The sequence below is a fragment of the Psychroserpens sp. XS_ASV72 genome (assembly GCF_041224425.1).
Taxonomy (GTDB): Bacteria; Bacteroidota; Bacteroidia; order Flavobacteriales; family Flavobacteriaceae; genus Psychroserpens.
The window spans coordinates 408259-421293 of record NZ_JBGFGL010000080.1 but is presented as its reverse complement, the minus strand read 5'-3'; the positions used below and the strand labels follow the sequence as shown (position 1 = coordinate 421293).

The following is a 13035-nucleotide window of genomic DNA, read 5'->3' as shown; positions in this document are numbered from 1 at the left end:
CTCACAAAAAGAGAGGTGGCCGAGTGGTCGAAGGCGCACGCCTGGAAAGTGTGTAAACGCCAAAAGCGTTTCGAGGGTTCGAATCCCTTCCTCTCTGCGAATACATAATTCACGAAAGAAAAAATTTGTCCAAGCTTGCTTGAGTAAATTTTTGATAAAGTGACTTTTAATTGCGAAGCAATTTGTATTGCCAGCATCATTTTGTGGGAACAGCGAAGCTAATCCCTAATTTATCGAAGTTTACTTCAGGAAATTTCTTGAGCTTTTTTTGTTTGCAAACGAATGTTTGCTATTGTTTCATTACCAGCATAACATATCGGGAAAAGCGAAGCTAATCCCTAATTTGTCCAAGATCACTTGCATAAACTTTAACGTTTCGATTTCAGAAAACAGAATCAAAAAAACAAAAGTTTCCTGTATCTTTAATCCATGTTTGCACTTGTAGATTGTAACAATTTTTACGCTTCTTGTGAGCGTGTGTTTCAGCCACAATACAACAACAAACCCGTAGCTATTTTATCAAACAATGATGGTTGCGTGATTTCGCGTAGTGATGAGGCCAAGCCTCTATTGCCAATGGGAGCACCTGCTTTTAAGTATGAAGATGTTTTTAAAAAGCATAACATTCGTGTGTTCTCGTCCAATTATCCATTATATGGTGACATGAGTAGTCGCGTCATGTCTATTCTGCAGCAATTCACACCAGATGTTGAAGTCTATAGTATTGATGAAGCCTTTTTACAATTTAAGGGATTTGATCATTATGATTTTAATGATTACGGACTTCAAATTCGGCAACGTGTATTGAAGTGGACAGGCATTCCAACCTGTGTTGGCATTGCACCAACCAAAGCCTTGTCTAAAGTTGCCAATAAGATTGCGCGAAAATTTCCAGAGCGCACCAAAGGCGTTTATGTTATCGATTCCGAAGAGAAACGCATCAAAGCCTTGAAGTGGCTCAAAATCGAATCGGTTTGGGGCATTGGAAGAGGTCACCAAAAATGTTTAAAATCAAGACATTGCAAAACCGCTTACGACTTCACACAACTGAATGATGAATGGGTACGAAACAATATGGCTGTTGTCGGACTGCGTTTAAAGAAAGAACTTTTGGGAATTCCAATGTTGGAATTAGACGATCCCATTCGACAAAAAAAGGCCATTGCCACCACCAGAAGCTTTGAATACACCTATTCTGATCTTGACAATCTAAAAGAACGCATTTCTACCTTTGCCATGAGTTGTGCTGAAAAATTACGACAGCAGCATTCCTGTTGTAACATGGTTTACGTGTTCATGAAGAACAACAAACACAACAAAATTGGAGAAGCTTATCAAAGCAGAAGTACAATCGTTCATCTGCCTTATCCAACCGATTCAAGTTTGATTATTAGTAAATATGCTGTTGAAGCTACGAAGGATATTTTTAAAAAAGGATTACATTATAAAAAGGCTGGTGTTATTCTCATGGGATTGGTTCCAAAAAACGAAAGACAGCTTAATTTATTTGTGGAGGAAAACCCAAAACACAAACCATTGATGCAAGCCATTGACCATATCAACACCAAATACGAGTCTCATAAAATAAAATTAGGCAACCAAGATTTAGAACGCACTTGGAAAATGCGTCAAGAACGTTTATCTTTAAAATACACGACCAATATTAACGAAATACTTACTGTAAAATGTCATTAAAATTCCTTACACCAAAAAACAGCTTAGAGCTCTTTACTCCAGATGACTCCGACGCTCTTGAAATCGTATTGGCTGAAACTGGTATATCTGCTGGATTTCCTTCACCTGCTGATGACTTTAAGGAATATAAAATCAGTTTGGACAAAACCTTAGTAAGAAACAAGGAAGCGACCTTTTACGCAAGAGTGAGTGGTCAATCGATGATTGGTGCTGGATTGGATGATGGTGACTTATTGGTTGTAGATCGAAGTTTGGAGCCTACACATAACAAGATTGCCGTTTGTTTTATTGATGGTGAGTTTACCGTTAAACGCCTCAAAGTCACTTCTGAAGGCGTCTATCTACAACCTGAAAATCCAGCGTACCAACCGATTCTAATTACAGACACAAACGATTTTCAGATTTGGGGTATTGTGACCCATGTGATTAAAAGAGTGTAAAAACAAAAAGCTTCAACATTTCTGTTGAAGCCTTTGTACTCAAGGTGGGAATAACACCCATTAAATTACCACAAATCCTATTATTTCAAAAAAACACTCAAAACCTTAATAAAACAGGGGATTTTATAATTTCTATTAAATCTTGACTTTCATTGAGATTTCATTTTATTTAATAATTGTGGGGAACATGTGGGGATTATATGTTATATTTACTGTAGTAAAACAATCTAGTCTTGGCAACAGTAAAATACAGAATAAAAGGAAAAGCCGACCCTGCTTCTATCTACATTAGACTTCGTGATGGAAGAGAAACAGATTTGGAAGTATCAACAGGATTGAAAGTTCCCAAAAAACATTGGAGCAGTAACAAATCTTTAGTTAAGACAGTATCTGACTTTGATTATGCAGAAACAAACTCCAAATTAAGAAAACTAGAATCATTCATTATAGACCAGTTTAATTTAGGTAGCACTAACGGAACTTCAATTGATAATATTTGGTTAAAGAACTGTATTAATGCTTTGTTCATTAGACCTAATAAAAACGATGCTGATAGCAAAACCTATTTAGTTGCTTTTACAGAGGCTTTTATTGAAGAGTCAAAATATCGGTTAACTAAAAAGGGAACTCCTTTGAGCGACAGAGTAATTAAACGTTATACTTCAACAAAAAATCATCTAATTGGATTTGAGGAAAATTCAAAAACTCGTCTTCGGTTATTGGACATTAATCTAAAGTTTCATTCAAGGTTTGTGGATTATTTATCAAATAAAAAGCATCTTAATCCAAATACGGTAGGAAGATATATTGATGATATAAAGTTGTTTTGCAGAAGAGCTGAAAGTAAAGGACTAAAAGTTAATCCAGAATATAAACATCCAGATTTTCATTCTCCTTCCAATAAAACAAAAGACATCTATTTAACAGTTGATGAGATAAATGATGTGTATAATGTTGACTTATCAAAAAAGGAAATGTTAGATAATGCAAGAGATTGGTTTATTATAGGACTATGGACAGGATTGAGAATTTCAGACTTTTTATCACTCACCAAGAAGAATATTGAAAAAGGTTATTTTGAGGTTGTTACAACAAAAACCTCCTTCCCAGTTATAATACCAATTCATCCTCAAATTGAAGCAATATTAAAGAAACGTAGTGGGCAATTTCCACGTAAAATATCACACCAGAAATTCAATGAATACATTAAAATGGTTTGTGAATTAGCTGAAATAAACGACAAGGTAGAAGGGGCTAAAATGGTCAAGATTAAAAAGGGCAAAGAAAAAATTTCAAGAAAGATGTTTGATGTATATTACAAACATGAACTTGTAAGTAGTCATGTTTGCAGAAGGTCGTTCGCTACCAATCATTATGGTAAACTAGACACATTAACTATAATGAAAATTACAGGTCACCAAACCGAGAAGCAATTTTTGGAGTACATTAAGGTAACGCCTAAACAACACGCTGATAAGCTAAAAAACTTCTGGGATAACCAAAACAATTAAAGTATGCTTGAAAACATTCGTCATTTAGAATTTTTACCTACCAACTTTTATGAATTTGAAAATATTCTCATTAAACATGGCAAACTGACTATTGAGAACATTGACATCAAAAGGCTATACTTTAAATACAATTATGACACACCAAAAATTGTTTCTCATGTTGAAGATATTAACCCAGAACAATTCAACATTGTTGAAATGGGAGATGTATTCATGGTTTCAAAAATAAAACCTAGTTTAGAAAAAATAGACTTAACGAGAAACGATTTAAAAGATGCAAACTTAATAAGCACACTTAATTATTTTGAGTTTTTTGAGCATTTTGATTTTGATGCTCTATATAATATGTTTTACCACAAATTCAAGGTTTATTGTAACGAGATTATTGATGATGTCAAAAAAACTTTATTCAAAGCTTCAACCAAAAACTCAGCTAAACTATTAATTGCAGAATTAAGCCATAGAGTTATATCTTCAGAAAATTTTCTTAAAAAATTTAAGTCAAAAGATATTGAGGAATTTAATTTTTTTGAGAAAAACAATATACAGGTAGATTTATACGAACATTTAGAAAAATTTGTAGAACAACTTAAATTAAGCTTAAATCATTTGTTTACTTTTTATTTGAAGGAAGATGATTTAATAATCACAGAAAAAAGCTTGAATAATGAAAAAGACTCTATAAGTCATGAAGCAAAATTAAGAGATACTAACATTTATGAATACTCTCTTTTGTTTGCTGATGGATTAATATCGTTTGAAAATTTTACTGTTCAGTATAAAAATAAAAGCTACATCAATATTAACTCTCTTGCAAAAATAATCAGTCAAGACATTCCTGAAATATCTAGCAAATCGATTCAGCCTTACTTGAATCAAACGATTAAAGAAGCAAATACTGACAAAAATCTATTCTCAAAAAGAAAAATAAAATATCTTGAGCTTATCGCTTTAGATTATAAAGCTAACGGGAAAAAGTTATCTAAATTCTTCACCGACAAACTACAAGATTTACTGCTCAACACACAAGAATAATTTTATACTAAGGGTTATACGGTATAAGCTATAGTATAGAATCCCTTCTTTCCAATTTTGTTATGAATTTTAAAAATAGAGTTTATGACAAATCAGAATTTAACATTAACAGCAGTAAATCCTGACCAATTAAAAGATTTAATTGTAGAAGGAATTAGAGAAGAGTTTAAAGAGCTTATCTCTCAATTAACTCCACAAAAAAACCAAGAAGAACTTCTAACAAGAAAGGAAGTGTGTACGATTCTTCAATGCTCAATGACTACTCTTTGGCATTGGGATAATAAAGACTTATTGAAACCTGTAAGGATAGGAAGAAACGTTAGGTATCGTAAAAGTGATGTAGATGTTTTTATTAACTCAAAAAATCAAGAGTTATGATAGATTACATCAAAGCAAAATTCAATGATAAAGATAAAGTTCAAAGTATTCTTATAAGCGAAGATAAATTCAAACTCAAAGCAAAGTATGACTTAAAAGGAAATACTCTACATTATCCTATAAGGTGCAGTTTAGACACCTTTAACATTAATATTAGTCAATATAATGGATTCATTGAAAACTCTCTTCATAAGTATTATAATATGCTTTTAGGAAGAGGACAACACAATGGGGACGATTTTACCCACGAAGCTGTTATTGATGCTTTAAATGCCTTAGAAACGAGTTTAGGTTATGACTTAGATAATACTATACTTAATAACCTCGAATTTGGGTTCAATATTGACATCGAAATAAACCCTTCAAAATTCCTAGAAAAGCATGTATTAATGTATAAGTTCAAATCGCCATGTTATAACCCCAAGAATGACAAGAGCATGAAAATTAAGAAGTTTAGCTACCAAGAATATGATATAAAACTCTATAACAAATCATTACATCTAGGGAATAAATGCTTAACTGATACAATCTTGAGAGTAGAAGTAAAGTATAAGACTAAAAAGCAATTTAATAAGTTCGGTATATATAGTCTAAATGACCTAAAAAACCCAAGTTGTATCTTAAAACTCTATGAAGACTATTTGGCAAAATTATCGGAACTTACGATAGTTGATAGCTTTAATGGATGTTTCGGAATGAAGAAAAAAGAACAACAAAAGTTCACTTTATTTACAAATCCAAATTACTGGAATGATACTAGGCGTAATTTTTGTACTAGTACTTTACAGAATAGAAAAAATGAGTTTCAAGAAATGATTTTCAAGTATGAACAGAATAAATGGTTTACTACATTGTTTAAAAAGATAGACAAAAAATTCTATGAACTCTATAATCTTGAAACTATCAATAACCCTATATACCTTTAATGTATATAATTGGTATATATTCTAGTTATGTATTAAGTGGAAAAATTGCCAAATAGTTTTAAAAGTCAATTTAGCAAACCAAGTATATATATTCTATTGAGGTTTATTTAGGAGCTTTGATACTAAAAGAACTTATTTCAAAATAATTACTAGCATAAGAAAAAGGCAAATAGTTAATCCCTGACATAGAACATTAATACCATCTTTTTCTCTTTTTGTGTAGTTCTCCTGTTAAGAATGTAATATCATTGGTTATGCATTCATTCACCTCTCTTGGATAAGTAAATTTCATAAATTTTTCACTTGCAATTCCTTCAAGATTATCCTTTTCCTCACTTACGAATGTAGCTCTAAATATTCTCAAATGCCTCACTAAACTTCCAATGTTTTCTCTTGTTTTGTCGTTTAAGACATGACCAGAATGAACATCAATAATTCTTTCAATTTTTTTACCAACTTCAATAATCTCATTAATAAGAATTTTATCAGCAACACTAAAAGCATTATCTTTTTCTTTGATAAGTGCCTCTAAGGCTCTGTAATTTTTATCTTTATCTTGAGAAAGTACGGAATGTAACATCTGGCTAGTTGTTAATGCCTGTAATAAAGGACGGTAAAATTCATTTAATTTCTTTTCTAGTAAGTTAATCTTGTCTCTTTTGACGTTATAATAGCCTTGTCCAATAATTATCGTTAAAACAGCTATCACTATGGATAAAAAAGAGGTAACTATTGTGATATATTCAACCAAACCAGGTATAGTGGAGACGTTTAATTGATTCTTCTTTTGAAAATCAACTATTAAATCTTTGTCTGTAATAATTGAATCCTTTGAGCTCAATTTAGCATTCTCTAGCTTTGTCAAACTATCTGACTTAGCTAAACTTATAGAATCACTTTGTTGAGCTGCTGATACATATGAAGTAATTAAAAACAGTAAAGATATATACAATGATATATTTTTAGGTTTAGCCATTATGCATACATATTAACTAAACACTTATCAAATTCTTCCTTCATATAAATGAAATCATCAGAACAAAAGTCAACATTAGGATTATCCCTCCAGTTCCAATCATCACTTCTATCAAGTAAATTCGCAAAAACCTTCCTCATGTATTGAGATTCAAATTTATGACTTTGAGCTACCGAAAAGTACAATTCATCATTAGGCGACCTATAGTATAGGTATTCCTTATCCTTAACAAGTTCTTTGAAATCTTCATGAGAATTAACTTTTTCCCATTTGTAGACATTATTCAATAAATTAAAGTCAATCTTTACGTCAGCAGGAATAACATGTAAATGTGCATGGTCAACTGTACAATTAATTTCATCAGAGTTAGGGTTGCTTCCGTGTTCAAAAAAATGTATTGGTTTTTTGTACAAATTTTTTAAAACTAAAGAAACGTGATTGACAAATTCTTCATACTCATGAAATTGTACATCTGGTATCTCTGCAATACTTCTGTAATGAAATTTAGGGCAAATTAGTGAATGACCTCGGTTTAATGCACCTAGACTTGGTATTAAAGCAAAAAGTTTATTTTCAGCTATTATTCTTCTAATATACTCGACCTCACCCAGATTTATGCTGATTAAATCATTCTCCTGTTTGCCTTCAATTTGACCGCATATGTAACATTTATTTTTCATTTCTAAAATTCTTCAAAGAGTCTTAATTGATTATTGTTTTCTCGTTGTGTATTTGCTTTATTTTTAATATTGAGTTTAATATATATTCTGTCTTCTATGTTATTGACACTAAATACAACTCCTCCTTTTGTTTCAATTAATTCTTTTTTATTCAACCCATCATCCAAATAAGGAGTAAATGGTATATCAAACTCTATTCCTTTTTCAAAATTCAAATCACCTTTAAAGTTAATTAAATTTTGCTTTTTCTCTATTTTTTTCGAGGTTAAATTATTGTCATCAAGTAATAGAGGAATTTCTCCATTATCCGATTGAATAGACTTAAATGACCTAACAGAGGTTTCCTCTAAAAAAAACAGCTCTTTAAACCCACCTCTTTTGATTAATTTCTTTTTTTTGATTTTAGCTAGTTCTTTTTTATCAACACCGCAATAGGAAATCAATGCATCAATTACTTCAAGAACATCAGCCAATTCATTTATCAGTTCAGTATTATCATTTGAGTTCCAAACCTCAATAGATTCTTCAATTAATTTCTGAGCTAATAAAGTTATAGCCTTTTCTTTTGGAATTTTCCTTATATGTGATACTCCTCCTGCCTTCTTTATAATTATAGGAATATTATCTCGTACAAGTTTATTATATCTGATAGAATCTATTGGTTCATGACTCGCAATTGGAATAACCTTAGTTCCATTTTTGGATAAAATGTAGTACGCATGACTCAATATACTGCCCTCATAATAAATAGGAATATTATACTTCAATGCCAAACTAGATATCTTGATTAAAAAATCGTAATCCCTCAATAAGCTAGTTACAGGTTTTATTAAAATTCCATTTAAACCATCTGAATTTTCTATGGATTTGAGGTCATCCATATTTTTTATGATTTTTATATTCTCTCCTTTGGGAAGAAACCTTAATGACTCCTTATACTCTGAAATCTTTAGGTTGGTAAAATGCCACGGAAGACATCCGTTACTGTCAGGCTTATCCTCTAGTTTAGCAAAAGCCATTAATTGCACTTCTTTTCCCATTGAGTTTGCTAATTCAAGTGCCCAATTAGCCATAGTTGCTACTTCACTCTTTTTTAAAACAATTTGCCAATCATAAGGGGCGGCTATACCGTAAGGTTTCCATCCTTTACTAGTTGGGAATAAACCAACCCCCTTATATCTTTTATAATACTTATGTTTTTTTTCACTTGGATAATAATAATAGGTGTCATGAGGATAGTATAATAGCCCATCAGGGTAACCCCATAAAGCATCAACTTTAATTCTTTGTGCAAAAGGATATGCTTGTATAAGTGCACTCGCTTTAACTTCATATTTAAACGAAATTAGAAATGCCCAATTTTTGTCTAAAATTTTGAGTTTTAAAAACTTTTTATGAACTAATTCCATATGCTCTATTACATCATCAGCACAAGATAAAGCTCCACTTGTAGGAAGTAGTAAATCATCTTTTCGAACATTTTTTGCAATATCACATCTTACAATAATTGGATGCTCAGAACATAATAATTTTAGATCTTCAAATATTTTTTGCTTTGTATCCTTATTAGGATTACTCCAGATATTACCTGCCAAAACATAAACGTCAGAACATGGAATATTAACTTTTTTGAACTCTATAGGGGAACGAAGTTTTTTCCAGTTATTTGAATTACTATTAGGGTGTGTAAAGTTTTTTATTACAGACAGGTTCTTCAATACAGGAATCGGCTCTACTTTTCGATTCAAAAAATTGTTTGCTAAAGTCAGATTCTTATTCCTTATTGATTTGTCAACTTGAATTAACCAAACCCTTTCAGCATTCCATATCCATTCACAATGATACCTTACATCAGATTTGCTATTTAAATTAGATAAAAAGTAAGCAAAAGACCTTAAAGCACAATATAGGTCTTTGTCTTTTTTTGCAATAACCACTTCCTTTCTTCTTGATTTACTTGCAATTATAAATTTTTGAATACTTAAATCATGACGTTCTAATAGCCATTTATTTTTTTTAGGTGTCACTCTTCTTTCATTGGATATATGACCTAAAACAGCAGGAGCTAAAAATTCTTGTATTAAAATAAACATTGGGTCTGGTAGAGATTCTTCTAAAACTTTATCAATCCCATTGATTATATCGTCTATGTTATTTTTGACCAATTTCGAATTATACTCACCTCTGAAATCTATATTCTCATTTGGTGAATTAGACCTAATTAGAACGTTTGAATTGTCATTCTTAAAGTGATGCTTAAAATTCTCAAGAAGTTTTCTCTCATGGTCGCTTACTTTATCCAGAGTTTCACGAGCTGATTTTTTATCACACCATAAAAAATAAAATTTTCTAGTTAGAATAATAAAAGGTAATGTCCATTCTCTAGGAATAGAGAGTAAACCTTCAGCTTTGCTTCCTATAAATTCCGAATCCACTTTGTCATCATCATTTATTTCCCATAACGCAATAATATATCTATCTAAAAAACCCCTTGACATCTTATTAATCAAATTTCAACAAAAACCTATTCATATTCAGTTATTTTTGATGATACTATAGCACATCATCAGAAAGAATATATATAAAAATAAATGATTTTTAAATTTAAAAGACTAGATGATTCTACAATATTCATTTTATTATAGCTCATTTATTAGATAACTAATCTAAAAAAAGTAATGGAGTTATCGCTTCTACCTCCATCGTGAGAAGTACATAAACAAAAAAATTATAGATATTACTGATAGATTAAATAACTTAACTTTTAATTTCATGGTTTTGTAGGTTAAACTCATGATGAAGATACGCTAGTATTTTAGGGCTTTAAACACTTCATTAGTTCTGGATAAATCTTTGCTTCTGTATTTCCAGCGATTGTATTTTTATCCTTAATGACCTTTGATTTCAAAACACCATCTAGGACATTAGGGTTATCTAAGTAAGGTTTTATTAGATTTTTAAAAAATGTATTGTAATGACCCCCCCCCCCAAGTGCATTCAATAAAATGTTTGAGGATATTTCTCATTTGAGATTTAATTGTTTTGATACCTACCCTCCTTTCTTTAACAGACTTGCTATCCAAAGAATTAATCAAAGGCATAAAGTCATTATTGATTAAATCCATACCTAGTTTAATTTTAGCTTATAGTTGTTCACTATATGAATTAAGACAGCGACTATTATACCTATAATAAAGACGTATTTAAAATCTTGAAAAGTTGCTTTAAAATAGTATTTAACCCTATTGCTATAAGGTTTAAATTCACTTCTCCTATAGTGCATATCACCAATTGTAAAGTCTTCTCCTGAAAACTTTAACCTGTTGCCAAATGGGGTGTCAAAATAAATACTTTCCAACGGTGTCTTAGGAGGCAAATAATCGACCAAACTAATTTTTCCATTGGTATTTGTGTTTGCAGTATTTGCTATGTATGAAAAGTTTCCAAAATGCTCAACTATAAACACTAATATTAAACCAAATAACAATCCAAAAATAATCGCTTTAATTACACCCCTTCTGATTGTTATGGTCTTTCTCATTGTGATTATAGTGTTGACATATACGCTTACCCATTACGCTAACATAAGCACTATTATTGACTTTTATGTCAACAGAGGAACAAAAAATAAACGAGATAAAACTGACCGAGAAGCAACTTCTAAAATACAAGAAAGCTTTTGGGAACAATTTAAAAGAAGTCCGATTAAAAAAAGGCTTATCTCAAACTGCATTAGCCTCAATGTTGGGTTATGAAAAGACAACCATTTCAAGAATTGAAAATGGCAGGACTAATTTTACATTCTCCACAATCGTTAAAATATGTTTAGCTCTTAATGTAGAAATCAAAGAAGTTTACAATTTCGAATTTCTTAAATAAATGACGAGAGAGGTGTGTGTCTTAACCCTATTTTTTGACTAATTTTGAGTTATTTACATTACAATGCAATTCAACTAGTTAAACATTATCATCAAAGTTTGAAAAGTATATAAAGCTTTTTAGCCTGTTCTAGGTCTATTGTAAATTAATAATTGTTATGTTCATCTAAGATAGGTATATTGCATATTATTCCATTTTTTGTTTATGACAGAAGCAATTTTAGAATCTCTAAGCAGTATAGACAGTAATATACTTAACGGTATAAACTACAATAGTCGAGATTATGCTCGAAAAATACTGAACTATCCTGCTATGATGGTTCCATCAGTACAGGAATCTATTATAAAAACATTGGTAAATGACTTACCAAATGAAACCTCTATGATTGACCCATTTATGGGAGCTTCTAATGCTTTAACAACAGGAATGCGGTATGGAACAAATGTTTATGGTCAAGACATAAATCCTTTATCAGTTTTAATAAGTCAGGTAAAAACCAATATTTATTCAGAAGATTTAAACGCAGCTTATTCTTTAATTAAAGAGAGATTAAAAAGGTCTCGTTCTCTTAAAGTTGATGTGGATTTTAAAAACATTGACAAATGGTTTAAAAAAGAAGTACAGATAGAATTGTCTCAAATTAGAAGAGCTATTTTAAGAGAGGATAGCCTATATATACGAAAATTCTTCTGGGTCGCTTTCGCAGAGGTAATTAGGCTTACTGGTAACGATAGAACTTCTACCTTTAAATTACACGTAAGAAAAGAAGAGGACATAGCTAATAGGAATTTATCGCCTAAAGAGTATTTTTTAAAAATCTGTAAAAGAAGCATTGAGGATATATTCCAAGTGAAAAGAGAGTTAGCTTTAAAGGATTTAATAGAAGATGGAGACTATAAAAGAGAAGTTGATATTAACTGGGGGGACTCAAAAGATATTATAAATACTGATAAATCATTTAATCTATTAGTTACATCACCTCCTTATGGTGACAATCATACCACAGTAACATATGGGCAGTTCTCTTATCTCCCCCTTCAATGGATACCTGTTTCAGAAATTGATAGTGAAATATCTATTAATTATTTAAGTGCTATTCAAGAAATTGACAAACAAAGTTTAGGGGGAGAAATCGAGGCAGACTATAAAAACATAGAATCTAAAATTTTCAGTAAATCAAAGTCTTTAAAGGAGTTTTTTAATGGTTTTACTGATATTGAGAAAAAGAAAGCTAGGAAAGTGACTTGCTTCATTAACGATTTGGATATAACGATTGACAACATCATCCAAAAAATGCAAACAGGCTCTTATTTTGTATGGACAATTGGGAATAGAAATGTCAATAACAAAGAAGTGAAAAATGACTTAATCCTGATAGATTTATTAAAATCAAAAGGAATTGACTTATTTATAGATTTAGAAAGAGATATTTTAAGCAAACGTATGCCAGGAAGAAATAACTTTTCAAACACTATGAATAAAGAAAAGATACTAATCTTTAAGATGGGCTGATGT

At 30.9% G+C, this 13035-nt stretch carries 13 protein-coding genes and 1 tRNA gene; 9 read left to right on the top strand and 5 right to left on the bottom strand.

Going from position 1 to position 13035, the window contains the following annotated elements:
* The first annotated feature begins 9 nt into the window (after nucleotides 1-9).
* From AB9K26_RS12865 to AB9K26_RS12835, 7 genes are all read left to right on the top strand, one after another.
* Nucleotides 10-97 (top strand) — tRNA-Ser (locus AB9K26_RS12865).
* Between the two features lie 332 nt (nucleotides 98-429).
* Nucleotides 430-1695 (top strand): Y-family DNA polymerase, encoded by a 1266-nt coding sequence (locus AB9K26_RS12860; RefSeq protein ID WP_369972960.1) that lies wholly within the window; start codon nucleotides 430-432, stop codon nucleotides 1693-1695.
* Nucleotides 1686-2135 carry a LexA family protein gene (locus tag AB9K26_RS12855; RefSeq protein WP_369972959.1) on the top strand — a complete coding sequence of 150 codons (450 nt, stop codon included), beginning with the start codon at nucleotides 1686-1688 and terminating at the stop codon, nucleotides 2133-2135. Before AB9K26_RS12860 ends, AB9K26_RS12855 begins: the two co-directional genes overlap by 10 nt.
* A 233-nt stretch (nucleotides 2136-2368) precedes the next feature.
* Nucleotides 2369-3646, top strand: a complete 1278-nt coding sequence (locus AB9K26_RS12850; protein WP_369972958.1) for a phage integrase SAM-like domain-containing protein — start codon at nucleotides 2369-2371, stop codon at nucleotides 3644-3646.
* A gap of 3 nt (nucleotides 3647-3649) precedes the next feature.
* Complete coding sequence (locus tag AB9K26_RS12845) at nucleotides 3650-4681, top strand: hypothetical protein (protein ID WP_369972957.1); 1032 nt, start codon at nucleotides 3650-3652, stop codon at nucleotides 4679-4681.
* Nucleotides 4682-4765: 84 nt separating this feature from the next.
* Entirely contained in the window at nucleotides 4766-5059 is a 294-nt protein-coding gene (locus tag AB9K26_RS12840; RefSeq protein WP_369972956.1) for a helix-turn-helix transcriptional regulator, read from the top strand.
* The gene (locus tag AB9K26_RS12835; RefSeq protein WP_369972955.1) at nucleotides 5056-5985 is read left to right on the top strand and encodes a hypothetical protein; all 930 of its coding nucleotides are present in this window, start codon (nucleotides 5056-5058) and stop codon (nucleotides 5983-5985) included. The genes AB9K26_RS12840 and AB9K26_RS12835 overlap by 4 nt, the downstream gene beginning before the upstream one ends.
* Before the next feature lie 193 nt (nucleotides 5986-6178).
* On the opposite strand, the gene AB9K26_RS12830 is transcribed toward AB9K26_RS12835, so the two are convergent.
* The 5 genes from AB9K26_RS12830 to AB9K26_RS12810 all read right to left on the bottom strand — a co-directional run bounded on the left by AB9K26_RS12830 (nucleotide 6179) and on the right by AB9K26_RS12810 (nucleotide 11182).
* Entirely contained in the window at nucleotides 6179-6961 is a 783-nt protein-coding gene (locus AB9K26_RS12830) for a hypothetical protein (RefSeq protein WP_369972954.1), read from the bottom strand.
* Nucleotides 6961-7641 (bottom strand): HIT family protein, encoded by a 681-nt coding sequence (locus AB9K26_RS12825; RefSeq protein WP_369972953.1) that lies wholly within the window; start codon nucleotides 7639-7641, stop codon nucleotides 6961-6963. Before AB9K26_RS12825 ends, AB9K26_RS12830 begins: the two co-directional genes overlap by 1 nt.
* A 2-nt stretch (nucleotides 7642-7643) precedes the next feature.
* Complete coding sequence (locus AB9K26_RS12820; RefSeq protein WP_369972952.1) at nucleotides 7644-10139, bottom strand: hypothetical protein; 2496 nt, start codon at nucleotides 10137-10139, stop codon at nucleotides 7644-7646.
* Nucleotides 10140-10598: 459 nt separating this feature from the next.
* Nucleotides 10599-10766, bottom strand: coding sequence for a hypothetical protein (locus AB9K26_RS12815; RefSeq protein WP_369972951.1), 168 nt, complete (start codon nucleotides 10764-10766; stop codon nucleotides 10599-10601).
* Nucleotides 10767-10768: 2 nt separating this feature from the next.
* Nucleotides 10769-11182, bottom strand: coding sequence for a hypothetical protein (locus tag AB9K26_RS12810; RefSeq protein ID WP_369972950.1), 414 nt, complete (start codon nucleotides 11180-11182; stop codon nucleotides 10769-10771).
* Between the two features lie 65 nt (nucleotides 11183-11247).
* Between AB9K26_RS12810 and AB9K26_RS12805 the strand changes: the two genes are divergently transcribed.
* The gene (locus AB9K26_RS12805) at nucleotides 11248-11520 is read left to right on the top strand and encodes a helix-turn-helix domain-containing protein (protein WP_369972949.1); all 273 of its coding nucleotides are present in this window, start codon (nucleotides 11248-11250) and stop codon (nucleotides 11518-11520) included.
* 204 nt (nucleotides 11521-11724) lie between these two features.
* Nucleotides 11725-13032: a hypothetical protein gene (locus AB9K26_RS12800; protein WP_369972948.1), complete on the top strand. Its 1308-nt coding sequence runs from the start codon at nucleotides 11725-11727 to the stop codon at nucleotides 13030-13032.
* Nucleotides 13033-13035: the final 3 nt, after the last annotated feature.